The organism is Commensalibacter sp. B14384M2, assembly GCF_016101865.1.
Classification (GTDB): Bacteria; Pseudomonadota; Alphaproteobacteria; order Acetobacterales; family Acetobacteraceae; genus Commensalibacter; species Commensalibacter melissae.
Genome location: NZ_JACFPS010000003.1, coordinates 153,568 through 179,773, shown reverse-complemented (window position 1 = coordinate 179,773; position 26,206 = coordinate 153,568). Strand labels below are relative to the sequence as shown.

At 39.4% G+C, this 26,206-nt stretch carries 28 protein-coding genes and 1 tRNA gene; 7 read left to right on the top strand and 22 right to left on the bottom strand.

Features of this window, described 5'->3' with window-relative positions; translation table 11 throughout:
* The first annotated feature begins 66 nt into the window (after positions 1 to 66).
* Entirely contained in the window at positions 67 to 792 is a 726-nt protein-coding gene (locus H3R33_RS06715) for a helix-turn-helix transcriptional regulator (RefSeq protein ID WP_122124171.1), read from the top strand.
* Positions 793 to 832: 40 nt separating this feature from the next.
* On the opposite strand, the gene H3R33_RS06710 is transcribed toward H3R33_RS06715, so the two are convergent.
* Positions 833 to 908 (bottom strand) — tRNA-Ala (locus H3R33_RS06710).
* 109 nt (positions 909 to 1,017) lie between these two features.
* On the opposite strand from H3R33_RS06710, the gene H3R33_RS06705 reads away from it, so the two are divergent.
* The gene (locus tag H3R33_RS06705; protein ID WP_110439173.1) at positions 1,018 to 1,320 is read left to right on the top strand and encodes a YggT family protein; all 303 of its coding nucleotides are present in this window, start codon (positions 1,018 to 1,020) and stop codon (positions 1,318 to 1,320) included.
* A 95-nt stretch (positions 1,321 to 1,415) separates the two neighbouring features.
* On the opposite strand, the gene H3R33_RS06700 is transcribed toward H3R33_RS06705, so the two are convergent.
* The 8 genes from H3R33_RS06700 to H3R33_RS06665 form a co-directional block, all read right to left on the bottom strand.
* Positions 1,416 to 3,101: a glycosyltransferase family 39 protein gene (locus H3R33_RS06700; RefSeq protein WP_198185075.1), complete on the bottom strand. Its 1,686-nt coding sequence runs from the start codon at positions 3,099 to 3,101 to the stop codon at positions 1,416 to 1,418.
* Positions 3,102 to 3,134: 33 nt separating this feature from the next.
* Entirely contained in the window at positions 3,135 to 3,860 is a 726-nt protein-coding gene (locus H3R33_RS06695; protein WP_122124173.1) for a glycosyltransferase family 2 protein, read from the bottom strand.
* Positions 3,861 to 3,883: 23 nt separating this feature from the next.
* A complete protein-coding gene (gene atpF / locus H3R33_RS06690; protein ID WP_230873476.1) occupies positions 3,884 to 4,393 on the bottom strand; it encodes a F0F1 ATP synthase subunit B in 510 nt (169 codons plus the stop codon).
* Positions 4,394 to 4,408: 15 nt separating this feature from the next.
* Positions 4,409 to 5,020, bottom strand: a complete 612-nt coding sequence (locus H3R33_RS06685; protein WP_122124174.1) for a hypothetical protein — start codon at positions 5,018 to 5,020, stop codon at positions 4,409 to 4,411.
* Between the two features lie 13 nt (positions 5,021 to 5,033).
* Positions 5,034 to 5,267: an ATP synthase subunit C family protein gene (locus H3R33_RS06680; protein ID WP_110439176.1), complete on the bottom strand. Its 234-nt coding sequence runs from the start codon at positions 5,265 to 5,267 to the stop codon at positions 5,034 to 5,036.
* Positions 5,268 to 5,312: 45 nt separating this feature from the next.
* Positions 5,313 to 6,080 (bottom strand): F0F1 ATP synthase subunit A, encoded by a 768-nt coding sequence (locus H3R33_RS06675; RefSeq protein ID WP_110439177.1) that lies wholly within the window; start codon positions 6,078 to 6,080, stop codon positions 5,313 to 5,315.
* Positions 6,081 to 6,108: 28 nt separating this feature from the next.
* Positions 6,109 to 6,420 carry an AtpZ/AtpI family protein gene (locus H3R33_RS06670; RefSeq protein ID WP_198185076.1) on the bottom strand — a complete coding sequence of 104 codons (312 nt, stop codon included), beginning with the start codon at positions 6,418 to 6,420 and terminating at the stop codon, positions 6,109 to 6,111.
* A gap of 76 nt (positions 6,421 to 6,496) precedes the next feature.
* Positions 6,497 to 7,261: a hypothetical protein gene (locus H3R33_RS06665; RefSeq protein ID WP_198185077.1), complete on the bottom strand. Its 765-nt coding sequence runs from the start codon at positions 7,259 to 7,261 to the stop codon at positions 6,497 to 6,499.
* A 145-nt stretch (positions 7,262 to 7,406) separates the two neighbouring features.
* Between H3R33_RS06665 and H3R33_RS06660 the strand changes: the two genes are divergently transcribed.
* Positions 7,407 to 8,900: an oligopeptide:H+ symporter gene (locus H3R33_RS06660; RefSeq protein WP_198185078.1), complete on the top strand. Its 1,494-nt coding sequence runs from the start codon at positions 7,407 to 7,409 to the stop codon at positions 8,898 to 8,900.
* A gap of 9 nt (positions 8,901 to 8,909) precedes the next feature.
* Here the strand turns inward: H3R33_RS06660 and H3R33_RS06655 are convergent, their stop codons facing one another.
* Together H3R33_RS06655 and H3R33_RS06650 are read right to left on the bottom strand one after the other, a co-directional pair.
* The gene (locus tag H3R33_RS06655; RefSeq protein WP_231504029.1) at positions 8,910 to 10,271 is read right to left on the bottom strand and encodes an MATE family efflux transporter; all 1,362 of its coding nucleotides are present in this window, start codon (positions 10,269 to 10,271) and stop codon (positions 8,910 to 8,912) included.
* 71 nt (positions 10,272 to 10,342) lie between these two features.
* On the bottom strand, positions 10,343 to 11,143 hold the full coding sequence (locus H3R33_RS06650) for an SDR family oxidoreductase (protein WP_232342161.1): 801 nt from the start codon (positions 11,141 to 11,143) through the stop codon (positions 10,343 to 10,345).
* Positions 11,144 to 11,210: 67 nt separating this feature from the next.
* Between H3R33_RS06650 and gmk the strand changes: the two genes are divergently transcribed.
* The 4 genes from gmk to H3R33_RS06630 are packed head-to-tail and all read left to right on the top strand — an operon-like array spanning position 11,211 to position 16,076.
* Positions 11,211 to 11,867: a guanylate kinase gene (gmk, locus tag H3R33_RS06645; RefSeq protein ID WP_110439182.1), complete on the top strand. Its 657-nt coding sequence runs from the start codon at positions 11,211 to 11,213 to the stop codon at positions 11,865 to 11,867.
* A gap of 7 nt (positions 11,868 to 11,874) precedes the next feature.
* Entirely contained in the window at positions 11,875 to 13,320 is a 1,446-nt protein-coding gene (gene rfaE1 / locus H3R33_RS06640; protein WP_198185177.1) for a D-glycero-beta-D-manno-heptose-7-phosphate kinase, read from the top strand.
* Between the two features lie 34 nt (positions 13,321 to 13,354).
* Positions 13,355 to 14,566: an AGE family epimerase/isomerase gene (locus H3R33_RS06635; RefSeq protein ID WP_198185080.1), complete on the top strand. Its 1,212-nt coding sequence runs from the start codon at positions 13,355 to 13,357 to the stop codon at positions 14,564 to 14,566.
* A gap of 4 nt (positions 14,567 to 14,570) precedes the next feature.
* The gene (locus tag H3R33_RS06630) at positions 14,571 to 16,076 is read left to right on the top strand and encodes a replicative DNA helicase (protein WP_347401051.1); all 1,506 of its coding nucleotides are present in this window, start codon (positions 14,571 to 14,573) and stop codon (positions 16,074 to 16,076) included.
* A 29-nt stretch (positions 16,077 to 16,105) separates the two neighbouring features.
* On the opposite strand, the gene H3R33_RS06625 is transcribed toward H3R33_RS06630, so the two are convergent.
* The 11 genes from H3R33_RS06625 to H3R33_RS06580 form a co-directional block, all read right to left on the bottom strand.
* Positions 16,106 to 16,651 (bottom strand): hypothetical protein, encoded by a 546-nt coding sequence (locus H3R33_RS06625; protein ID WP_155566098.1) that lies wholly within the window; start codon positions 16,649 to 16,651, stop codon positions 16,106 to 16,108.
* A gap of 14 nt (positions 16,652 to 16,665) precedes the next feature.
* Complete coding sequence (gene purH, locus H3R33_RS06620) at positions 16,666 to 18,240, bottom strand: bifunctional phosphoribosylaminoimidazolecarboxamide formyltransferase/IMP cyclohydrolase (protein WP_198185081.1); 1,575 nt, start codon at positions 18,238 to 18,240, stop codon at positions 16,666 to 16,668.
* A gap of 49 nt (positions 18,241 to 18,289) precedes the next feature.
* Complete coding sequence (gene rapZ / locus H3R33_RS06615; RefSeq protein WP_198185082.1) at positions 18,290 to 19,216, bottom strand: RNase adapter RapZ; 927 nt, start codon at positions 19,214 to 19,216, stop codon at positions 18,290 to 18,292.
* A 90-nt stretch (positions 19,217 to 19,306) separates the two neighbouring features.
* Positions 19,307 to 20,116 (bottom strand): metal ABC transporter permease, encoded by an 810-nt coding sequence (locus tag H3R33_RS06610; protein WP_232342162.1) that lies wholly within the window; start codon positions 20,114 to 20,116, stop codon positions 19,307 to 19,309.
* 23 nt (positions 20,117 to 20,139) lie between these two features.
* Positions 20,140 to 20,898 (bottom strand): metal ABC transporter ATP-binding protein, encoded by a 759-nt coding sequence (locus tag H3R33_RS06605; RefSeq protein ID WP_110439190.1) that lies wholly within the window; start codon positions 20,896 to 20,898, stop codon positions 20,140 to 20,142.
* Entirely contained in the window at positions 20,898 to 21,800 is a 903-nt protein-coding gene (locus H3R33_RS06600) for a metal ABC transporter solute-binding protein, Zn/Mn family (protein WP_122124186.1), read from the bottom strand. Before H3R33_RS06600 ends, H3R33_RS06605 begins: the two co-directional genes overlap by 1 nt.
* A gap of 48 nt (positions 21,801 to 21,848) precedes the next feature.
* Positions 21,849 to 21,980 carry a hypothetical protein gene (locus H3R33_RS09145; RefSeq protein WP_255412377.1) on the bottom strand — a complete coding sequence of 44 codons (132 nt, stop codon included), beginning with the start codon at positions 21,978 to 21,980 and terminating at the stop codon, positions 21,849 to 21,851.
* 97 nt (positions 21,981 to 22,077) lie between these two features.
* Positions 22,078 to 23,025, bottom strand: coding sequence for an electron transfer flavoprotein subunit alpha/FixB family protein (locus H3R33_RS06595; protein WP_198185083.1), 948 nt, complete (start codon positions 23,023 to 23,025; stop codon positions 22,078 to 22,080).
* A gap of 2 nt (positions 23,026 to 23,027) precedes the next feature.
* Entirely contained in the window at positions 23,028 to 23,777 is a 750-nt protein-coding gene (locus H3R33_RS06590; protein WP_198185084.1) for an electron transfer flavoprotein subunit beta/FixA family protein, read from the bottom strand.
* Positions 23,778 to 23,816: 39 nt separating this feature from the next.
* Positions 23,817 to 25,463 carry an electron transfer flavoprotein-ubiquinone oxidoreductase gene (locus tag H3R33_RS06585; protein ID WP_198185085.1) on the bottom strand — a complete coding sequence of 549 codons (1,647 nt, stop codon included), beginning with the start codon at positions 25,461 to 25,463 and terminating at the stop codon, positions 23,817 to 23,819.
* 84 nt (positions 25,464 to 25,547) lie between these two features.
* The gene (locus tag H3R33_RS06580; RefSeq protein WP_198198889.1) at positions 25,548 to 26,204 is read right to left on the bottom strand and encodes a 2OG-Fe(II) oxygenase; all 657 of its coding nucleotides are present in this window, start codon (positions 26,202 to 26,204) and stop codon (positions 25,548 to 25,550) included.
* Positions 26,205 to 26,206 lie beyond the last annotated feature (2 nt).

The following is a 26,206-nucleotide window of genomic DNA, read 5'->3' as shown; positions in this document are numbered from 1 at the left end:
TGATTTTAATATTAAAACTTATAAAGTAAAAATATACAACTCCAACATTTTATTTTAAAAAAAAGAATGACCACCATTGGTAACAACGTCAAAAAAATTAGAAAATATTTAAAACTTTCTCAGTCCCAATTAGCAGAAAGAGTCAGAAAGCTAACGGGTCGATGCTCCCAACAAACCATAGCGAATATTGAAAATGGCAATATTCGTGAAAGCTCTCTTTTACCTTATGTTGCACTTGCTCTGAATGTTAAACTCGACCATCTAAACCCAAATATCGGCAAGGGGAAATTAAAAAGTCAGATTAAACTTACCCCAAAAATAACTCAATTTTTCAATTCAAATTTTAAAGTTAACTCAAAAAAAGATAACTCTGATTTTAGTGATCATTCTTTTGATAACTTTAAACTGGATGAAGAAATACCTGTTTTCGGTACAATGAACTTGATCCATGATGATTTTATTCTGACGGATACGCCCATTGAGTATGTTAAACGTCCCCATGTTGTAACATTTGAAAAAGATGCTTTCGGTATTTCAATCGCAAACCGTAATATTGAACCTATCTTTAAAATTGGCGACATTATAATTTTACATCCCCGTAAAATTGCCAAGAAAGGAAATATCTGTCTTTTTTTAAAGGTGGATAATAATCTCCACATCTATACAATGGGAGAACTAATAGAGGATCACCAGAATTTCTGGTTAATAAAATATTACAATCCTGAAAAGGAAAGAAAAATCTGTAAAAAAACGTGGCAGAATTATTTTACCGTCGTTGCAAGATTTCTTTAATTCATTGAAACCAGAGAATCAATTCAGGTCTTAACATCTATGGTGGAGCCAAGGGGAATCGAACCCCTGACCTTCTCATTGCGAACGAGACGCTCTCCCAACTGAGCTATAACCCCCTAAAGTAAAATCTAATTCATTGATACTATTCCTAGAAAAACTGTCAAGAAAGAATTATATAATTTATACCATAATTTACCATCAGAATCCGTTATCAAGGAATTAGATATGTTTGAACTATATCAATTACTTCAAACCTTATTAAGCCTTTATTCTTTCATCCTGCTTGCCTATTGTATTTTCAGTTTTTTATTTGCACTTAACATCATTAATCCTAACGCACGGGCCGTTTATGTAATCGGCACTTTCCTAAGCAGGCTTTGCGAGCCGATTTTACGACCCATTCAAAGAATTTTACCGGATCTTGGTGGTATAGATATCAGTCCTATCATTGTGTTTTTAATTATTGATTATCTTATTCGTCCATTATTGTTTCGTATTTTTTTTAACTTATCAATTTTTACCCATTAAATTAAAAAATGCCGTTATTCAAAATTAAACAATACCCAATAATGAATCATTATCTTTGCTTTTCAAAAACAGCATTTCGTATCAATCTCTTTTAATTACCATGAATGAACTTTATACAGACCCAAATTCAATTTTTTTCCAGTCGAATAATTTAATCCTTTGATTTCTCCCAATAAATCGACGGAAATATTATCTTTATCCAAATACTCTTTAAATGCTTTCTGATCTTTCCGATCAACCAAAGCCATTCCACACACCTTATTCTTTTCAAGAAATGCAGCTGTTTTCATCACGTTGATCAGCTGTGTCTCTTTCCCAACTAAAAAAACCAGGCTTGGTTCTGAATAAGAGGCCGAGGCCAAAACCGTTTCCTGACAGGGTTTAAGAAAATGAACAGTTCGTGCGATTTTATAACTCAACCATTCTGGTTGTAAAGAAGGAATCAAGATTACGAATAGTTGAATATAAACAATTAGAGCGGCCAATATGGAAAAAAGAGAAGCCCTTTGAACATTTCGTTTGTAGAAACAGTAAATAACATACCCAATCAGACATAATACAGTGACTGCCCCGATCATCGCGGCATAATACCATTCCCCTGTCATGAAATGTGCCCAGATAACACTTCCAACAGCCAGAATGACTCCAACCAAACACCATAAAATCATATAAAAATAAAACAGCCCCTTTCCTAAGACAGAAATTGGACCATACCACCTTTCAGAAATTTTCCATAATGCAGCAGATGTAAGAATTGCAATCGCAGGATATGTAGGCAATACATAATGGGGAAGTTTGGTTGCAATAACCTCAAAGACCATCCAATGGGGAATAATCCAACATAACAAAAATTTTACTGATTCAGTTTTTCTTTCCATCCATATAAAAGGTAACGACCATGCCGTAAACAGGGAACCCGGCCAAAATGCAATTAGAAAAACCAGAAGATAATACCCTGGTGGTAATCCGTGCGCCTGTTGTCCTGACGCAACCTTCCCTAAAAAATTCGTACCAACTGCATTTGTGAAAAACTGTCCATGACTTATCAAGGCAATGGCAATACACCAGGGTAGGGCAATCATTACAGAAATTAACCAGCCATAGCCGGGCCTTAATTGTTTCCACCATGATTTATCCTTTTGAACCCAGGCTAGAGTCAAGGGAGTCAATAAGGTTGGGATGAGAATAACTGGCCCCTTCAACATCAATCCACACCCAATTGCGCCCCAATAGATTGCGGCAATGTGAAAAGGTGATTTTTCCACAGATGAACGGGATAACCACGCTTTTGCAACACTCGTTTGGGCAAGCAAAATGAAAAACAGTAAAGTCGTATCTATTGTGGCCATACGACCTTCCGCAGTAAGTATTACCGAAACTGCCAGAAAAATACCCGCCAATAAACCAACACATGAATCAAATAATAGACTGCCTATCCATACAGTCAGTAAAACAGATCCAACCGCAGCAAAGAGGGAAGGAATGCGATATGGCCAAACCTCTTTATGACTGATGGAATATGCCGCCTTAACAGAAAACGCTTCCAACCAGTAAATTCCGGCAGGTTGCAGATAACGAGGCTTGTCCTGAAACCGAACATCAACATAATTACCGCTCTCCAGCATTTGAGATGTTGCCTGCATATACCGGGCCTCATCCCTATCCAGTGGTGGAAGGCTTGCTCTACCAGGTAAAAACAACACAAAAACAAACAAGGCAAGCCACAAATAATGACTTGCCTTCAAACGAAAAGACGGTTCCGAGAGATGAGAAATACTCATGCTTATCCCTTTTTATCTTGATCTGTTTCGGTCTTAAGACTTTCTAATATTACCAGGCAAATGAATACGATTTAACAACCACATTACCCCCAGTAAATCCCTTATTCCCACAAGGGCACGATTTAAATTGGTATATTTAGAAAATCCATTCAGTCTTTGCCTGTGATGGACAGGATAACATAATAGAGGAACGCCATAATGGGCAAATAAAGCCGGTAAAAAACGATGTAACCCTTCAAACTGCGGTAAGGAAAGAAAATCGTTTTTCATAAACAATTTCATTGGCGCACCCGTATCTGGACAGCCATCATTCAACAAACGGCGTCTTAACCCATTTGCAAACCGCGTTGCAAACCGACGGGAAAAATTATCATGTCTCTTTAATCTTACCCCTACAACTAACGGGGGTTTTCCTTGATGTCGCTGCATTACATCCCACATTGCAACAATATCAATGGGATCATCCTGACCATCCCCATCCAGAGTTGCAATCCATTCCCCCTTTGCAACTTTGATTGCAGTCAATAATGCAGCTGATTTACCGCAACATTTGGGATGAGATAAAATAACAAGCCCGGGAAGAATCGTTTTTTTTATTTCGATTAACTGATCCAGCGTATGATCAGTACTTCCATCATTAACAAAAATAACTTCACTATCAGGCAACTTTGGCAAAACAGAAGCAATTTCCTGACAGACAGGTAAAATATTATCCGCCTCGTTTAAAACAGCAACTACAATTGAAAGTTTATAATTCATGTGCATGAACGAGACGAATAAAATTAGGCATTATATTGGTCTTTGGCCAACATCTTGGGAACTTCAGCAATTGCATGATCAATTAAGGACTTATCTTTTTCCTCAGTCATAACAGATGCAATTACTTCTCTTGCAGCTTTTACAGCAATTTCAGCAGCCTCTTTACGAACAACTGAAATGGCTTCTTGTTCAGAAGCAGCCATTCTTTGACGAATAAGCTGTTCATGACGTTCAGCCGCAAATTCTGCATCCTTTTTTGCTTTGGCAGCAATACGGGCTGCAATTTCCTTGGAATTTTGCAGCATTCTCTCTGCCTCTTCTTTGGCAGCCTCATGCTCTTTTCTGGCATTCGTATATATTTCTTCAGCTTCCCGACGCAAACGGCTGGCCTCTTCCAGTGCCGCCTGTATCTGTGCAGACCGTTTATCCATCATTGCAGCCAAGGGACGCCAAATCTTTTTACCAAACAGGACAAAGAATAAAATAAATGCAATAGCAGCCCAAAAACGTGGTTCTTGTAAAAAAAGCATCATACTCTCTCTGCTTGTTTAATGTGAAGACGAAGGGACAAACTGTCTGATCTTTTGATCAATAACGCCGCTATCTATCTCTTCATTCAGCATTTTCTTCACCAAAAGATACGCAACCTCTTTTGACATTTGATCAACCTGGGTCAGGGCTTTATTTCGAGCTTCAATGATGCGTTTTTCAGTAATCTTCATTTCCTGATCAAGCTTACCTTGCAATTCCTGCATTTTTTTCGCAGAATCCGCTTTGGTTTCCTGTAAAATAGCATCAACATGTCTTTGCGCTTCCAAGGCGGCATCATGACGTGTTTTATTTAATGCAGCGACAGCTTTATCAGCCTGTGCCTTAGCCTGACGTGCGGAATTCAAGTCTTGATCAATTTTTGAACGACGATGGGAAATGACATTTTCAACCTGAGGAATTGAAAAATATTTCACCACCAGAAATAAACAAAAGAAAATAATCAATACCCAAAAAAATTGACCCATTACCAATGGGTTTTTAAAGTCCATCTGGGGCATGCCAGCAGCTCTGGCATTCGTAGCAAAAACAGGTGCCAGCAACAGGCTTGCACATCCCCCCGCCACGAGAGACGCCGCCAGACGGGTAAAAAAGACTGAAAAGCGTCTCATATAAAAGAACCCTTTACATGAACAGAATAAGAAAGGCGATCAGGAGTGCGTAAAGGGCAACAGCTTCTGTGAGAGCAAAGCCCAACATTCCCAAACCAAATACATGGGAACGGGAAGCTGGATTGCGAGCAATACTGCTTACCAGAGTTGCAAAAATATTACCAATACCAATACCAACACCGGAAAGAGCGATAACAGCGAGGCCGGCACCAATCTGTTTTGCAGCCAAAAGAAGCGAATGATCCATTTGTTTTTTCCTTGTTATTAAAAATAAAGTAAACGAAACCCAAAGTTAATGATGAACGGCTTCTTGTAAATACATACAGGTAAGGATTGTAAATACATAAGCTTGCAATGCACCAACCAATAGTTCAAGGGCAAATAAGGCTATATTGAGCAAAATAGGAAATATACCTAAAAAACCGCCAACAGCCAATCCCAATCCAGCAGCCAACATAATCGTGAAAGCAGCAAACATTTCCAACATGACGTGACCAGCAACCATATTCGCAAACAAACGAATAGACAGGCTGACAGGTCTCGACAAATAGGACAGGATTTCAATGGGCACCAATAACGGGGCCATTAAAATTGGCGCTCCAGCAGGCATGAAATGGGCAAAAAATTTCAGTCCCTGATTTTTGAGGGAAACAATGATTGCCAAGACAAACACCATCAAGGCTAAGCTGACCGTTACAACGATATGACTGGTAAAAGCGAAAGAAAAAGGCAAAAGCCCAAGATAGTTCCCCGTCAGGATGAAGAAAAACAATGCGAATATAAATGGGAAAAATCCTTTGCCCTTTTCACCCATGGTTCCCACAGCCATACTATATACAAATTCATATAGTATCTCTGTTGCCGCCTGATAACGACCGGGAACCACTGCCTTACGACGCATGCCAAAATAAATAGCGACCGGGACAATTACTGCTGCAATCACCATCATTAATTCTGACTGGCTGAAACGGATTGTTTCACCCAAGGTTCCAAAAACTGGATGCAACTCAAATTGACCGAGCGCGTCTATATTATGACCGGCCACTAATTTTCTCCCAATATAAACCGAATCTTACCAAAAATAGCATTTATTTTAACCTTATATCATTAGGTTTAACAAGATGCCAGATATTAAAAATGCCCGCAATCATTCCTAAAACTGAAAATATAAGAATAAAAACTGGTTTTGTTGATAACCAATAATCCAATCCATATCCTATTACAAGACCGACAATAAAGGCAGATACTACTTCTACACCAGCACGACAGGCAAAAAACCAAGGATTAGCGCCATATTCTGTTTTTTTTTCTCGTTTTTTTGAAGAGCGTGGATTTAATCGATCTTCAAAACCATTCAATTTCTGATCAAAGGCATCAAACTGATTCTTTTCCTGATTCATTGTTATAGCTTCAAACCTCCAAACCGAAATCAATAACTGATACAAACACTTCTCCAAAAACCAGTTTCAAAGAAAATTACTGCGGAATATAATCATACGATGGACTTCCTGCAGGGGCACCAGCTGGTGGAACATTAAATTGCGACAATTCCACCATGGTATTTCCCGTCTTACCGATTATCCTTGCCTGTAACGCTTTACCCAGAGAATTGACATTTCCCATCCCGCTAACATAAATTTTCTGACCTACACTCAAAATAAAATCAAGTTTTTTAACATCGGAAGAGCGAATATAAATAACTGTTCCATCCTTTAAAACAACACCCATTTTTTCACCTTGCAAATTATATAAAACTTGCTTGACTGTACCATTTACAGACAAATCTGGTCCAGTAATAGGTACAGGTGAAAAGTTTGCCTCGGGACTATCCTCCTCAATCTGTTCTCCACGTTGATTGATAATCTCAAAAGCCTGGACAAAAGGTAATGAATAGGCTTTCAACCCACGAATCACCACGTCCTGACCCGGATGAACAAAGGATTTCACAATTTCCCCAAACATTGTGGAAAACATGATTTGCGTTCCATCCGTTAATAACAATCCACCCAAATTGCCATAAGGGGTAGGAAGATATTGTGCAACATTTCCCTTAACAACAGGCAATACTGAAAAATCCAGAACAGTTTTTGCAACCCGATTATTTTTCTGAACCGGATCAACCTTCCGTATATGATGTATATTTCCATTTTCTGGCCTGGCCTGGCTTTCTGACAGATTGGCATTAACAAAGACAGAACTTACCAAAAAACAGCCGGCTAATTTCCATTGATTGTTTTTCATAAACGATCACAAACCTAAATAAATCTAATAAATTTAATACGAATATACACATATTTGTGGTTTTCTGTAATTATATACTGTTTACTTCAAAATGAGAAACAATCAATTTTTTTATAATGATATCCTTTTTTAGACCGAGACACATGTGCATACCTCTTCTGTAACCATCCATCCTTTCAGGGAGAAAAATAGAGCTTTCTCCGTTGTCCTTTTCATCGAATTATGGGAGCGCTTTGGCTATTACGGTATGCAAAGCATTTTAGTGCTGTTCCTCATTAACAGAATGCATTTCAATGATCAGAACGCCAATCTTCTAATCGGTGCATTTTCAGCGATGACTTATGCCGCACCAGTACTTGGGGGATGGATTGGCGATAAAATCATTGGAAACAGAAGAGCGATGCTTTATGGCAGCATAATTCTTGCAATGGGCTATCTTTTATTGGCAGAGGCAACCCATGATACAGCCATTCTATATCTTACCATGGCTGTCATCAGTACAGGAAACGGTCTTTTTAAACCCAATGCGGCAACGCTGGTTCGACGCATTTATGATCAAAACGATGATCAACTGGACATTGCCTTTACCCTTTATTATATGGCAGTCAATGTTGGCTCGACCGTTTCCATGCTTCTCTGTCCAATTCTTAAAGACCATTATGGATGGTCCGCTGCCTTCATCACCTGTTTTATAGGACTTGTCCTTGGCATTCTCAATTATTTTGCCACACATAAAAGATTAAATCCCTATTTGCCCAAGAAAGATCAGGATCCATTATCCTGGCCGGTTCAAGGTCTGATTTTTCTAGGGATTGTCACCTTTATTTCCGGAATGACCTTTCTGATTCAATCGGCAACCTTGATTGCTGCATGTATGTGGGCTGCGGCTATACTGATCTTTCTTTTATGGATCATCATGTATTACAGGATTGATTCATCAAATCGTTATGGTCTAAAAATAATGTATATCCTAACTCTGGAAGGAATGCTTTACTTTATTTTCTATCAACAAATGTCAACATCTTTGACCTTGTTCGCGCAACGGAATATAAATCCCGCTTTTTATATCGGATCATATCATCTTTTCAATTGGTCTTCGGGACAGTTTCAGGCGCTCAATCCCATTGCGATTATCATTCTCAGCCCCATTCTGGCAAAACTATATGACTATATAAACAGGCAATCATATGATATTTCCATTGCCACAAAATTCATTACCGGTTTCAGTTTTGTCGCCTTCGCCTTTGGTATTTGGTGGTTTGCCTGTTTTAGAAGCACAACTCCACAATTATCCTCCTGGGTTATGATATATGGTTATTTTTTCCTTTCTCTGGGAGAACTTTTAACCAGTGGTCTCGGTTTGGCGGTCATTGCCCGCTATGTCCCGGCATCCATGAATGGGTTTATGACCGGATCTTATTTCATGGCTTCAGGTATCTCCCTTTACATAGGCAGTAAAATCGCAAATCTTGCAGCCTCAAAAAATATCAATACAGCAACTGACCATCTTACACTTCAATTATATCAAAATTTATTTTTAAATCTTTTTATCGCTGCCATTATTGTCTTGATTTTGCTGGTTGTTTTATATCCCCTTATTCAAAAATGGGATCGTAATTTTAAAACCAATCAAATATGAAATGAGATTTCATTGATACGAAACCATGTTTATTTTAATATTACGCAAGACATAAAAAGCGCATAAAACCGCAAAAAATCCAAAAGGCATAACCCCAATTGCCTGACCAACCAATATTCCTTTCGGGCCATAGGTTGCACCAAACCAGACAAAGGGAATTGTCCCCAACGTGGCTCTACCCCAATTAAACAGGGTCGACAATAAGGGATATCCCAAATTGTTAAAAGCCGTATTGGAAACAAATAACATCCCCAAAAATAAATTGCTTAAAATAACCCAGTGACAAAATAACCGCATCAGTTCAATACCTGCCGCCTTTAACGCAAACATTTTGACGATCCATTCCTCTCCAACAAAAAAAAGGATCCATGCACATAAAACACATAAACATACCAATTTTAGCGAGACCATCAAAGTTTCACACATCCGATCCCTAAACCCGGCACCGAAGTTTTGCGAAATAATCGGCCCCACCGAACCTGTCAAAGCAAATACAAACGCAAATGCTACAGGAACGATACGATCAATCGCGGTTTGTCCCGCAATTGCATCGCTTCCAAAAGATGCCATTGTTTTGATAACAAAAGTGTTTCCTGCTGGTGTCGCTAGATTGGTTAAAATCGCAGGAAATGCAATTACAAAAACAGGATAAGAATCAGAAAAGATCTTTTTCCAAACTGGCTTATGAATTAATTGATACTTCCTCAAACTATAAAAACCAAAAACGGCAACAGCCGCTCGTGAAAAAACGGTACTTACTGCCGCTCCTTCCAATCCCCAACCAAAATATAAAATGAACAAAGGATCCAAAACCGCCGTAACCAGGGCTCCTGCAATTGTGATATACATGGATCCTTTTGCATCACCCACCGCCCTTAACAATCCAGACAATGCCATTCCCAACCCTATAAAACATAAAAAAGGGGAAGTAATAGCTATAAACTGACCGGCTTGTTCAAGCACTAAATCCTGTGCCCCTAACAAAGATAAAATTGGATATCGGAAAACCATGATCGCAATACCAATTACAATCATAATTACCGTCATCAATAATAAAAACGAATTTATAATCTGACCTGCCAAATCATGTTTTTTGGCCCCAATCAGCCGTGCAGTCACGACCGTGATTCCAATAGACATACCAATACAGATCGCCACCTGCAAAAAGTTAATTACATTGGCAAAACCAATAGCTGCCGTGTAACGTGTATCCCCCAATCTGGAAATATAAAAAAGATTCAGAAAATCAACCAGAAAAACAGCCATTAACCCAATTGTTCCGGTTCCGGCCATAACGATCACATGCCGCATAATAGACCCTTCACAAAAACGGGGTTTATGTATTGATGGATCTTTGGCAGAAATTATCATAATAAATCACGGTCTTAATTTTAAAGAAATAATAGAAACTTTTACACACAGATCATTGATTCATAAATCTTTTATTTATGACGATCCTGTTCCTGAAGATAAGGCAAATAGATTTTTTCCAAAAAAGAAACAGGAAACAAATCAAGGATTCTTGCGATAATGGCAAGCCAAACTGGAAAAATAACACGCCTTTTTCGCCCTTCTATCCCTTCCAATATCAATTGTGCCGCCTTATCCGCCGATATTTTCCCTGGCATATAAAATTTGTTTTTTTGTGTCATCGGTGTTTCAACAAAACCACAACAAACACTCGTTAACTGAATTCTGCATTTTTTCCACCAACCCATACCACTCGCCACCATAAACCGATCCACAGCCGCTTTTGACGCACAATAAGATGGAGCCCAGGCCGAAGTGAAAAAGCTTGCAATTGAGGCAATAGCAGCTATTCTTCCTCGTATATGTTCTGAATTGCATTCCTGTCTTTGCATCACCTCAATTGCGGGAAGAACTGTATTGAGGACACCATTCATATTGGTCTGCATGATTTTATAGCACTGTGCAATTGGTTCTGGAATAACATGCGCATGGGTCTCAACATGGGGAACGAAAGAAATTCCTGCACAAGCCAATACAAGATCAAGCTGTCCAACAGATTTAATCCATTCATCCATTTCCTGATGATTGCAGACATCAATAATTTTCGTATGAACATTGGCACCCAGTTGACAACATTTTTCAGCCAATCCTGCCAAAGCATCCGAACGCCGGCCTGATAAATGCAATGTGACCCTCGATTTGGCAAGCCGAATAGCCAAGGCATACCCAATACCTGATGATGCCCCCGTGATTAGAACTGATCGTAATTTCATATACATATATTGTTTACTTTTCTGTTATAAGCTTGAATAATTACTGCTTATCAAGGAATATCAAGGTATGTCTGAATCTAAAGCCAAATCAATATCAACTCCAAGAAAAAGAGGAATCTGTTTTGTTCTTTCCGCTCCTTCTGGTGCTGGAAAATCAACAATTGCCAATGCTCTCCGGGCGACTCAACCCAATTTGTTTCCTTCGATCTCAGTAACAACCCGTGACCCTCGACCCGGTGAGGAACACGGTGTTCATTATCATTTTATCAGTCAAGAAGAATTTGAAAAACAAGCAGAAAATGATGAGTTACTGGAATGGGCAACCGTCTTTGGTCGAGGTTATGGCACACCCAGGGCTCCGGTTGAAAAACTATTGTCGGAAGGCAAAGACCTTATCTTTGACATAGATTGGCAAGGACATCAACAGATTCGTAAGGCTTTACCCCATGATGTTGTAGGTATCTTTATCTTGCCCCCCTCACTTAATGAACTAAAAAATCGCCTTCAACTGAGAGGGTCAGACCATATTGACGAAATTAACAATAGAATGAACAAGGCAATGGATGAAATATCCCATTGGAATGAATTCGATTATGTTATTATTAATCATCAATTAAACAAGGCTATTGAAGAAATTGAATCTATTTTAGCCAGCGAACGATTAAAAACAGACAGACAATTATTTTTAGACCCTTTCATTCAAAATTTTCAACATGAGCGATAATACTAAAATGGATTTTTCAGCCTTAACCATCCTGTGCATAGGCGATATTATGCTGGACCGCTTTATTTACGGAAATGTCCAGCGTATTTCACCCGAGGCACCAGTACCTGTTCTTCATTTAAACAGCCAAAAAGAAATGCTGGGCGGTGTTGGAAATGTTGCCAATAATATTTTATCCCTAAATGGTAAGGCTGTTCTGGTTGGATTAGTCGGAAATGATGAATATGCATTGAAAATAAAAAAAATAATGCGTTCGAAATATATTCCCGAAGATTCCATTATTTCCTCTCCCTATCGCCCAACTATCTGTAAATCGCGCTTTATCGCTGCAAATCAACAAATCATTCGTGCAGATGAAGAAAGTCTTATTCCCCTTCATTCCGAAGAAATCACCCTATTGATTGAAAATATTGAAAAAAATATTCCATCTGTTCAGGCTGTTATCATATCTGATTACGGAAAGGGGGTCTGTCACCCTGAGATCATTCAGTTTATCACACAAAGGGCCAAGCATTATAGCCTGCCTGTATTTGTTGATCCTAAATCTAGGGATTTTTCCCTTTATAGACATGCAACCTGTATCACACCCAATATTGCTGAAGCAAGCCAGGCTGTGCAGATGTCCCTGAAAACTGATACCGATTTTGAAAAGGCAGGACAGGAACTCTTAGATATCACCCAGGGACAAGCCATTCTGATCACGCGATCAGAAAAGGGAATGACATTAATTGAAAAAAACAGAAACACCCAACATATACCCTCCCGAGCTAGGGAGGTATTTGATGTTTCTGGCGCGGGCGACACAGTTATTGCAACCTTGGCATTGGGGGTCGCCTCGGGATTATGCATAAGGGAATCAATGCATATTGCAAATGCAGCTGCTGGTGTCGTAATCGGAAAAGCGGGAACCTCCACCGCCACCATTGCAGAAGTTCAAAATGAACTGAAAGCACAATCCTCAGAAGAGGCTTTTCCTCTTGTTACACCTGAACTAATTTCACTGAATGATTTGACCCTTCAAGTCAATAAATGGAAAAAACAGAGGCTTACTATTGGTTTTACCAATGGATGTTTTGACATCCTCCACACAGGTCATATATCGCTTTTGCAATCAGCACGCACACAATGTGACCGGCTTATCGTTGCACTGAATTCAGATACAAGTATTCAACGTTTAAAAGGACCCAAAAGACCTATTAATCCGTTAAAAGAACGCGCCAGACTCATTTCTGCCATACGGTATGTCGATGCCGTTGTTGCCTTTGACGACGATACCCCCCTTAATCTTATTCAACATATAAAACCTGATATTCTAATCAAAGGGGCAGATTATATTGGAAAAGAAGTTGTTGGACAGGATATCGTTGAACAATATAACGGCAAAGTTATTTTGACAGAATTGCAGAAAGGTTTTTCAACCACCAATATTATTGATAAAATAAAACATTTATAAATCAATGTAATTTGAGTCTAAAAAGTCAAGTATTATGCCTATCTCCCAAAATATAACCCGATACTATATCCTCTTTACTTCCTGGTTATTTGATAAGGCCTTACCATATTGGGGAACAATAGGATGTGATGGAACCGCAGAAAACCCTTTTCTCTACGGAGTTCATGAACAACTAAAGCTTGATGGACAACCTGATTTTCCTGGATACAAACGAATGCGTGTTCAGGCACGTCAACTTTATACCTTTAGTCAAGCAGGACTTTTGGGATGGACAAAGGGCAACATAATTGCTGAAAGAATATATGTTTTTATGCAAAATGCCCTTCAAGGTGAGGGACATTGGGCAAAATCCCTAACACGAAAAGGAAAAATTCTAGATAAAGCTTCTGATTTATATGATCTAGCCTTTATCATTTTCTCTCTGGCCTGGTATGGAAAATTGAGTAATAATCCCAGACCCATTCAACAGGCCCGCCAGACCATACAATGGATCCTGCAATTTATGGCTTATCCTGATGGTGGTTTTAAAAATATTCTCCCCTTGACTGCCGGATATCGTCAACAAAACCCGCATATGCATCTCCTGGAAGCAACGCTGGCCTTGTTCGAAGTTACCCAAAATGAACGAGATCTTCTTTTAGCCCACAAACTTATTTCTCTATTTAAAAATCATTTTTTTGATCATCAAGCTGGTGTTTTAGGTGAATATTATACTGAAGGGTGGTTTAATGCTCCTTGCATGGCTCGGGAAAGCATCGAGCCGGGACATCAATATGAATGGATTTGGCTACTTTACGAATATCAACGCTTGACTGGAATCAGTTATAAAAACGAAATTGACCGTCTATTTCTTTTTAACCGTTTACATGCCATTGATCAAAAAACCGGACTCGTTGCGGATAAAGTAAGAAGAGACGGGACACTAACCCATAAATCTGCCCGATTATGGGTTCAGACAGAAGCTTTACGGGCGACAATTCATAATCAAGATGAAACGAGTTGCCACCATCTTGTCCAAATTCTTCATAACTTATTATATCGTTATTTTACCCACTGCCCGTCAGGCACATGGCAAGATCAATTAGATGATCACTATCATTATAGAAACGATAAAATACCCACCAGTTCATTTTATCATATCATGAGTGCCTATATACAACTTCATAAAACAATCAATTTATCCACATTATCCACAGATTTCCCCACAATTAACAACCCCATTAATCAACAAAAAGTGATACAATAAAAACGTGAGTAATAAAGAATCCAGTTCTAGTAAATCATCTTTGTTGGAAATGTCACAAAGACTGCCTCCAACCAATATTCAAGCAGAACAGTCATTGCTTGGTGCTTTACTGACCAACAATAAAGCTTATGATAAAATCGCCGATTTTTTGATTGGTGAACATTTTTCAGATCCCATCAATAAAGAAATCTACGATGCTATTGTAAAGCGTATTGAAGCTGGTCAAATAGCGGATGCCGTTACTTTGAAAGCTGAGTTTGAACATTCGGGAAAATTGGATCAGGTTGGCGGAGTAGCTTATCTAGGACAATTGTTACAATCCATGGTGGGAATTATTAATGCCAAGGATTATGGTAAAATTATTCATGATGCCTGGATAAGAAGACAGTTAATTGATATTGGCGAGGATATTGTCAACGAAGCTTTTCAATCAAATACTGAAATAAATGGCACTGATCAGATTTCTTTGGGCGAAGAAAAGCTTTTCCAGCTTGCCACGCATAAAGGGCAAGAGGGTGGTTTCGTCACCTTTGAAAATGCATTAACAGAAGCCATTACAATTGCTGAAAAGGCTTTTACAAACAGTAGCGGAATCGCCGGACTCACCACAGGATTACGTGACTTGGACAAAAGAACTGGGGGATTGCATCCTTCTGACTTAATTATTCTGGCTGGTCGGCCTGCCATGGGAAAAACTGCCCTGGCAACTAAAATCGCTTTTAATGCGGCACGGAATCTTTTACAAGAATCACAAATTCAATCGGATACAAATTATCATAAAATAGGAACTGTTGCCATTTTTTCTTTGGAAATGTCTTCTGAACAATTGGCCACCCGTTTGCTTTCCGAGGAATCACGCGTTTCAAGTGAACGCATCCGTCGTGGAGAAATTGGACAAAAGGAATTTGATCGCTTTGTTCAAGTCAGCCGAGAATTATCACAGCTTCCTCTCTATATTGATGATACACCTGCAATCAGTCTATCCGTCATGCGAACACGCTGCCGGAGATTATCTCGAACAAAAGGGTTGCGATTGGTTGTCGTCGACTATTTACAACTGATGCGTCCATCCGTTGGCAGTAAACCTGAAAGTCGGGTCTTGGAAATTTCACAAATTACCCAAGGATTAAAAGCTCTGGCAAAAGAATTTAACATTCCCGTTATTGCACTTTCACAACTTTCAAGACAAGTCGAAAGCCGAGAAGATAAACGTCCGCAACTTTCAGACTTACGAGAATCTGGCTCAATTGAACAGGATGCCGATAGCGTCATGTTTGTCTATCGTGATGAATACTACTTACAGCAACGCATGCCGAAACCGACCACATTTGAAAATGAGGATAAATATCAAATTGCCTTGGAAAAATGGCAAGCAGATATGAATAAGGTTCATAATAAAGCAGAACTCATTCTTGAAAAGCAACGTCACGGCCCAACCTGTAAAATTGACCTCTTTTTTGAAGGAGAATTTACACGCTTTACCGATCTTGACGAAATTCACGATTATTAATTCAATAAAAATTAACAAAACCATTCATGTTAATGGCTGTTAACATCCCCCTGAATCAAGGGAACCTGCGTGACTTTTTGAGGGGTAAGGGTTACAATCCGATAAATAATGCCATTTCCTTCCCCAGCGACACCACTTAAATCTGATTCTTGATTGTAAGAAGAATAGTCTTCATCATTTTTAACCACAGGAATATTCATTACAAAAATCCATTTTCCTGCCGGCAAATAGGCAATGTGAAAATCACCTTCTTGATCACAAGTTACGGAAAAACGGTATTGAACAGACTGTGGATTTAAATTCTTGATATTGGTAATACCTCGCATTCTAAACTGCAACTGTTCCATTACATAATCAGAATAGGGATAATAATAGACGGTTTGTCCTGCACAACTTTTCATCGTACCATCGGATAATCGATAGATACCCATACCTGCGACCGCTGCATTTCCTGTTGTTTTAGACCATTGAACCGAAGCTGGATCAAATTGACTTTTCAAGCGATATTCTTTCGCATAAACAAACTGCACAAACAGAAATAAAGAAGAAATACAGAACAAACCTATCCGTTTCATTTTCCCTTGACCTTTTAATGACGGAAATGGCGCATTCCCGTAAAAACCATTGCAATTCCAGCCTCATCTGCGGCCGCAATCACCCCATTGTCACGCATTGAACCACCTGGCTGAATAACCGCAGTAGCTCCTGCCGCTACGGCAGCCTGCAAACCGTCTGCAAATGGAAAAAAAGCATCTGAAGCAACAACACTTCCCCGGGTCATGGGTTTTTCTAAACCGGCGGCTTGAGCTGCTTCCGCACTTTTGTGGGCGGCAATCCTGGCTGAATCGACACGACTCATTTGACCCGCACCTATCCCTACAGTCGCTTTATCTTTAACATAAATAATTGCATTTGATTTAACATGCTTGCCAATCGTAAAGGCAAAAATCAGATCTTCCATTTCCTTTTCAGTAGGTTCGCGTTTAGTTACAACCTTAAAATCGGAAGGTCGTCCATTATCACGATTTTGTAAAAGATACCCACCCGCCAAAGTGCGAACCGTCATACCTTGTGCCAATGGATCAGGCATTGCCCCTGTTTCTAAAATCCTTACATTCTTTTTCTTTGAAAGGATCTCCAATGCATCTGAATTGACCTTTGGAGCAATAATCACTTCACTAAATATAGTTATAATTTTTTGTGCGGTTTCTTTATCTAATGGACGATTGACCGCAATAATTCCTCCAAAAGCAGAAACAGGATCACACCGTAAAGCCAAATCCCAAGCCTCTGATAAAGAAGATGCGCTTGCTGCACCACAAGGGTTTGCATGTTTGACAATAACAACAGAGGGTTTATCAAATTCAGCCACCGCTTCAAAAGCTGCATCTGTATCGTTAAGATTATTATAGGAAAGCTCTTTACCCTGTAATTGTTGGGCTGTTGCAACACCCGGACGTTGTTCATCATTCGTATAAAAAGCAGCCTGTTGATGAGGGTTTTCCCCGTATCGCAAAATCTGTTTCCGTTGGCCACTTAAATTTAGGCGTTCTGGAAATATATCTTTTGCCTGACCTGCAAACCAACTGGCAATCGCAGCATCATATGCAGCGGTCCGGGCATAAGCCGCCTGGGCCAATTTTCGCCGCTGCTGTATTGTTGTTCCACCATTCTGCTTCATTTCCTCTTTAAAAACGGCATATTGATGAACATCCGTCAACACCGCGACATGACTATGGTTTTTAGATGCAGCCCTGATTAAAGCTGGACCACCGATATCAATATTTTCTATAATATCTTCTTTACCGGCGCCTGACGCGACTGTTTCCTCAAAAGGGTATAAATTGACACACAACAAATCAATCGGCAAAATATTATGCTGTTTCATTTGTTCCTGATGACTGGCCAGATCACGTCGTCCCAATAACCCACCATGAATTTGAGGCATCAGTGTTTTAACTCGACCATCCAGAATTTCCGGAAATCCTGTAAAATCCGAAACCTCCACCACTTTTATTCCGGCATCCCGAAGTGCTTTGGCTGTCCCACCTGTTGACAAGATTTCCACGCTGTTTTCAGCCAATAACTTGGCCAAATCAATTAAACCTGTTTTATCAGAAACAGAAATCAAAGCCCGACGAACAGGAATAATCTGTTGATCCATATTAATATTCCAAACCTAATATTCTAACAATTTACACTTATTATAATTTTTATTGAGGATGGGCAACCCATCGCCATGTCTGAATTCCCTGCCGCGCCAGTTCACGATGGATAACCAATGCAGGGAAACGCATTTCTTTATCTTTAGAATTAACAATACGATGCGCAAGGTCCTCTATAACGGTAACTGAACGATGACGTCCACCAGAACATCCTACCGCAATTGTGACGTATTTTTTTCCTTCTATCGCAAAACGGGGAAAAATCAAACTTAGCATCTGATAAATCTGATCAACAAATTTCTCATAATCAGGATCACTTTTAACATAATCCTGGATCGACGTATCCAGTCCCGTCAGTGCTGATAATTCTGATATATAATAAGGATTATGCAAAAACCGTGCATCGAATACCATGTCCGCCTCTCTCGGAATTCCAACAGGAAAGGCAAAAGACATCAAGGTTAGGGTAAAGCGGTTTTTAGTATCCAGATGATTAAAGTTATACCTTGTTTCCACAAGCAACCTTAATTCCGTAGGGGGAAGATCCGATGTATCAATAACCAGATCAGCAACATTTCGTAATGGATTCATCAAGGCTATTTCAGCATTAATCCCGTCCTTAACCGTACCATTGGCAGCCATTGGATGACGACGACGGGTTGCTGTATAACGTCGCAACAAAACGTCCAACTCTGCCGTGGCATAAATTAGTTCAACCTTAAGGGATGAATTCTGCTTTAAACTATTTAAAACCTCTAGAAATGCATTCACCTCAAACCCGTTGGTTCTGGAATCAATGCCTATTGCAATAGGTCCCTGAACACGCCCAACAACATCCGCAATAAGCTGTAAAGGCGCATTATCAACCAGTTCATATCCAAGATCCTCAAAAACCCGAAGAATGGACGCTTTACCAGCTCCTGATAATCCCGTTACAAAAATTACCAATTTCTTACTTGACGTGAAATCATGCATTCTGAAGAAATCAACTTTTTAAATAAAAATTTTCAAATACCCCATAAAGGGTTATGTTAAGCAATCCTTACTCTTTATACAATATGATATTTATAAATACTTTCGAAATGATATTTTTCTTTTGAAAAAAAGCAAACTTATTGAATAAATGACAAAACTAAAAAAGCTGATCCAAAAAGATACTGGCAAGTCTGTATACCAAGAAGCCACTATACCACTCCAGGCCTCAAATACAGCCAGGAAAACCGAAACCATAAGTGCCCGCCATATTGTCTTACCCCATTGCCTGGCAACAGCAGCAGGTCCAATCATCAAAGAAAAGGTCAAAAGAATACCGGTCACTTGAACACAAGCAACAGTTATGCAGGCAACCAGCATTAGAAAGACTATCGAAACCCATCGTAAAGAGATTCCTCGTGTCTCGGCCAAATCTGGTTGCAAGGTGGCAAATAACAAAGGTCGCATAAAAAACAGCATAACAGCCAGGCAAAATAATGCGAGACCGACAAGATCATATAAAATGACTGTATCAACCGCAAAAATATTGCCGAACAACAAGCTCGTAACTTGTGTCGCGTAATGGGTATAAAAATGAAGAAATAACAGACCTAAACCCATTGATGCTGACAGAACCAGGCCAATAGCGATATCACGATCCCTCAACTGTGGGCCTATAAAACCGATCAATCCACCAGCAAATAAACTGAAAACAAGCAGTCCGGCAAAAGGGGATATTCCCAACAGTCCCGCTCCTGTCGCCCCAGCGAACCCTATATGCGATAATGCATGTCCTGCAAAGGCCTCTCTTCTCAATAAAAGAAAATAACCAATAAACCCTGTCAATAAAGCCACAATCCCTGCAGCGGCAAAAGCATGATACATAAATTCAAGGGTAAGCATCCAAGAATATACTTTCGAATTTCTTAATTAAAGGATGTTGTTACAAAACACGTATTATTTGCCTTTATCACCTGTATTGGAAAACCATAAAGCTTCGTTAAAGTCTTTGCTGTAATGACATCCTGAACCTTGCCCAGAATTGCTGATTGATTACCAATACATAATACCTGATTCATAACATGAATTAACGGATTTAAATCATGCGTTGACAATAAGACAGAAATTTTTCTTTCCTGCTGTATATTTTTTATCAGGGCTAAAATAACTTTTACCCATTTGGGATCCAAGTTATTAAAAGGTTCGTCCAGTATAATAAATCTTGGCTCCCCCAAAAGGGCTTGTGCCAATAAAATTCTCTGTTTTTGGCCTCCCGACATTTCCATCAAGGATAGATCAGCCAGATCCCTTGCCTCCACATCATCCAGAACCCGATCTATTTCCTGATGGTCTTTTCTTGCTAGAAACGGTAAACCCAAACGATTCCCATGGACAGAACTTGCAATGAATGATCTTCCCGTCAAATGAAAGCTATCCATATTTTGATACTGAGGGATATAGGCTATTTCCTTCCTTACCTGTCTTGGATGTTTTCCAAAAATTTTTAAGGTTCCTTGCTGAACAGGTAAAATACCTAAAATTGTTTTCATAAAACTTGTTTTGCCCGCCCCATTAGGACCGAAAACCCCTATAAACTGGGGCTCATCAATGCTAAAGGTTAAATCTGACAAAACAAGCCGGTTACCAAACTGAATACGCAGCTTATTGCAAGCGAGGATTGTCATCAGGGAATGCTCTGTGTTACCGCCTCAATTTTATCTAATGTCTGGTTAATCCATGTTTGATAAGAAAGAGAAACAGGCATAATCTCTTCAACACCAATTACAGGAATTTTATATATTGACGCCATTTTTTTCAAACGCTCTGTCGCGCCGTTACTGACCTGATTATTATAAAACAAGATTTTTATTTTATGGGTTTTAAAATCCTGGATAAATTGGGCTGTTTGCTGGGGGGTCGGTTCTCCACCGTTCATAATTACCCATTGATAGGATTCTTCCAATACCCTAAAGCCCATATGTTTGGCCATCAACCCAAAAACAGGTTCCGTAGCAGCCACGCTTAAATCAGGATGCTGAACACGAATTTTATGAATACGCTGATCTATACTGTCGATTTCATGCAAAAAATGATCACGATTATGCAAAAAAGAATTCTTGTGTTCAGGATCCTGAACGGATAATTTTTGCTCCAAATACCCAGCCAATTTCTTGACTGATTGGAGATCATACCATAAATGTGGATTACTACCATCAGAACGATTTAACAAATCCTGAATGGAGATAACCTTTCCGTTTTTTATTTCAACACGGGAAATTAGCCGATTGATCCAGTCATCATACCCTAAACCATTCATGATGATTAAATCAGCTTGACTTGTCATTCTGCTGATATGCGGGGTCAATTCAAATAGATGCGGATCTTGATCAGGATTATTTAAAATCACGTCAACCTTGACGTTATCACCCCCTATTTGTTGGGCTATGTCCCCGTACATATTTTCAGCAGCAACAATATGAACAACTTTGGCTTTTACATCATCATGACAAGCATAAAATAACAAAGCAAAAATACTTAATAAAATACTGAAAAAAAAATTGCCCTTGATTATGTCACCATTTTTCATTATTTAGAATGCCATTCCCCAACTTAAAATTAAACTGCTCACCAATTCCTATAATTCCCAGGCACCAATAATCATAATACTAAGCAATACAATTAGGGCCAGATGAAGAATCAACAACCATTTAATGGTTATAACTGGAACATAATACTTATCTCTTGGTTGCTGTAATTCCCATTTCATCGCCCTAATCCTAACCTTATTAATATTAATATTTCCACTTAACCTTATTCATTCAATTGAAACATTGTTAAAAAATCATGCCTCAATTGAATATCTTTTATCTTAATGCTTTAAGTTTTTCCTCTAATTGAGGGAGAATTTCAAATAAGTCGCCAACAATACCATAATCCGAAGCCTTGAAAATTGGAGCATCAGGATCTTTGTTAATTGCAACCACGATCTTACTGTCTTTCATACCCGCAAGATGCTGAATGGCACCAGAAATGGCTACTGCGATATATAATTCCGGAGCAACAATTTTCCCTGTTTGGCCAACCTGACAATCATTATTGATAAATCCGGCATCAACTGCAGCACGAGATGCCCCAATGGCGGCATTTAATTGATCCGCCACCTTTTCAATTAACACAAAGTTTTCACCGCTTTGCATACCCCGTCCGCCTGAAATAACAACACGGGCAGATTCCAATTCTGGTCTGTCCGATTGGGAAATTTGCAGTTCACAGAATTTGGATAATGATTTTTCCGAACCGGGAAAATTACCCAGAGTCTCAATCTCGGCACTCCCCCCATCTTCAGCAACAGGAGCAAAAGCCGTTCCACGAACAGATAAAAGCTTTTTGGAATCATGAGACTTAACCGTTGCCAAAATGCTCCCAGCATAAATAGGTCTCACAAAGGTGGAGGCATCAATAATTTCGATAACATCAGATACAGGCTGCATATCCAACAACCCAGCAACGCGAGGCAAAATATCTTTTCCTTCAGCATTTGCAGGAACAATAACCGTATCATAAGAATCGGCCAGAGATGCAATCAGATCTGCGGTTGGCTCTGCCAACATATGGGCATACACCTCATGATCGGCAACCAGCACCTTTGAAACACCAGCCAGCGCCACAGCCTTTTTCGTTACTGCTTCTAGGTTTTTCCCAGCTAATAGAACATGAACTTCCCCTAGTTTGGATGCGGCTGTAATCGCTGATCGGGTAATGGAACGAATTTGATCACCTTTTTCATAGCTTGCCAAAACTAAAACGGTCATTCTTAAATTACCTTTGCTTCATTTTTAAGTTTATCAAGTAATGCGTCAACAGAATCAACAATGACGCTTTCACGAGACGAAGAGGATTCTTTTACGGAAATAACTTCCAAATGTTTTTTTGCCTCAATTCCCAATTCACTTAAAGCGACCGTTTCCAAAGGCTTTTTACGTGCTTTCATAATATTGGGTAATGATGCATAACGAGGTTCATTCAACCGTAAATCGGTTGTAATGACTGCTGGCAATGTTAGCTCGAGAATTTCCTGTCCATCATCGACTTCCCTGGCAATTTTTGCGTGTCCATTAGATAACTCCAGTTTACTGACAAAAGTACCCTGTCCCCATCCAAGTTTGGCAGCTAATATCTGCCCTGTCGCATTCATATCATCATCTGAGGCCTGTTTACCCATTAACACAAGGTCGGGTTTTTCCCTGTCCACAAAGTGTTGCAAAATTTTTGCAACGGTCAGAGACTCCACAGCCTTATCCGTTGTCACCAGAATTCCCCGATCCGCCCCCATTGCCATAGCTGTTCGCAATGTATCTTGGCATTTCGCTTCTCCTATGGAAACAACCACAATTTCCGAGACAATTTTTTTCTCCTTTAAACGAACAGCCTCCTCAACAGCTGTTTCATCAAAAGGATTCATGGACATTTTTACACCATTAATCTCAACATCGGATCCATCTGATTTTATCAGCGGTTTTATATTGGAATCAACAACCCTTTTAACCGGAACAATTACTTTCATAATGACCTTTCTCTATAATTACACATAATTAAATGATTTCTACATTCCCCCTGAATAATTGGGACCACTGCCGCCTTCAGGTGTTTCCCAATCGATATTCTGTGTTGGATCCTTGATATCACAAGTCTTACAATGAATACAATTTTGCGCATTAATCTGTAATTTGGGTTCTTGATTCTCATGATCAGCATCAACAACCTCGTAAACACCAGCCGGACAATATCTTGTTTCAGGAGCCTTGAAAATATCCCAATTAACCGTTTTCCAAATTGAAGGATTTTTTAATTTCAGATGAACAGGCTGATCATCACGATGATCAATATTCGCCAAAAATACGGAAGATTCACGACTGAATGTCAATTTGTCATCGGGCTTTGGATAATCAGGTTTAACACATAAAGAAGCCGCTTTTAATTTATCGTTATCAGCCAAACGATGGCGAAAGGTCCAAGGCACTTTCCCCCGAACCAAGGAATCAAATCCCGTATACAATGTTGCAAACTTTGCACCAAATTTTGCAAATGCGGGACGAATATTCCTCACTTGATACAATTCATCATAAACCCAGGATTTACGGATACGAAATTGATAAATCATAGGTTCTGCTTGTTGTGTATTTAATGCCTCAACAATCGACTCAGCGGCAATCATTCCTGATTTCATTGCAGTATGCGTTCCCTTAATTTTTGGAACATTCAAAAAGCCTGCTGCGTCTCCGATTAATAGACCACCAGGAAAGGTCAGTTTTGGAATGGATTGGTATCCACCTTCAGATAATGCACGGGCAGAGTATCCTATTCTTCTGCCTCCCTCTAAATATTTGCGGATAATGGGATGTTTTTTTACACGCTGCATTTCATCAAATGGAGAAAGCCAGGTATTTTCGTAATCCAATCCCAAAACAAAACCACATGAAACCAGATTACTGCCAAAATGATAAAGCCATGAACCACCATAAGTGCGATTGTCCAAGGGCCAACCAAAGCTATGCTGTATATATCCAGCCGAAAATTTTTCCTGTGGAATTTCCCATAATTCCTTAATTCCAATTCCGTATGTTTGTGGGTCAACACCTTGACGTAAATTGAAAAAGCCCATGAGCTTTTTGGATAAGGAACCACGACAGCCTTCTGCAAATAACGTATATTTTGCCCTTAGCTCCATACCTGGAACATAATTGCCTCCCTGGCTGCCATCTTTTTCAAGTCCCATATCACCAGTCACTACACCCATAACTCGATTATTTTCAATTATGAGATCACTACCAGCAAATCCTGGAAAAATTTGAATGTCCATTGCTTCAGCTTCTGCAGCCAGCCACCGACAAAAATCACCCAAACTTCCCACATAATTTCCCTCATTGTCCATTTGAGGCATAATAGATTTAATAATGGGGATATTTATAGACTTGTCTTCATTCGGCAGATAAAAAAATGCCTCATACTGAACCGACGTGTCTAAAGGGGCGTTTTTTTGCTGCCAATCTGGGATCAACTCATTAAGCGCTGTCGGTTCGATCACCACTCCTGAAACAATATGGGCACCAATTTCAGAAGCCTTTTCAATCAAACAGATCTCAAGAGATGGAAGTAATTGCTTTAATCGTATTGCCGCTGAAAGACCGGCAGGTCCTCCACCAACGATTAAAATATCGAATTCCATTTGCTCTCGCACAACCTCACCCATAATTCCTTAATCTCTCTTCTGCTGATATTTATCAAGTTGCAAATTATATATATCTTTAATCTTAATTAAAAAGACTTTATTCAATTACGAGGGAAATGCCAATTCATGTTTTGCACGCCAACTTGAATCTACATAATTTAAAATAAGGGTACGACGCACTCCCTTGATAGGTCGCTTTTCAAAACCATGCCAGGTATTTTTAGCGGGAATAAATAAAAATGCTGAATTGAAAACGCCTGAGCTTCTTCCCAAAGACTGACCTTCCTCATTCATGATATCGGTCCCCCATCCCTCTGCCCCTTCTGCAGTGGACAAAGAAAGCAAAAAGGTTAATTTCTTTGCCCCAATATCTGTATGTGGTTCCAACCAGAACCCATCAGTATCAAGGCATAATTCCAATCTTAAACAAGTATTGGAAAGGTCACCACCTGTTAAATGAGAGAAAGCAGAACGAATTTCCTCTGAATCAAAAACTTGCGCCAAAACCGCACAGGCGGGATCCTCCCTCTGTTTTTGCTGGGTTACAAATACACGATCTTTATTATGATTTTCCCTTTTGCCCTTCACATCACCGGCAATAGATCTTGAATCAGGCATCCAGTTCAACAGAGAGTCACAAATAAATGAAGGCAAGACATTCGTCATTGTCCAATAGGAATATGGCAGCGAATGATAATCAGCATGATCAATTACGTTTTTGATATCTTGTTTGGTTTGCTTTATCTCTTCTACAAGTTGCATAA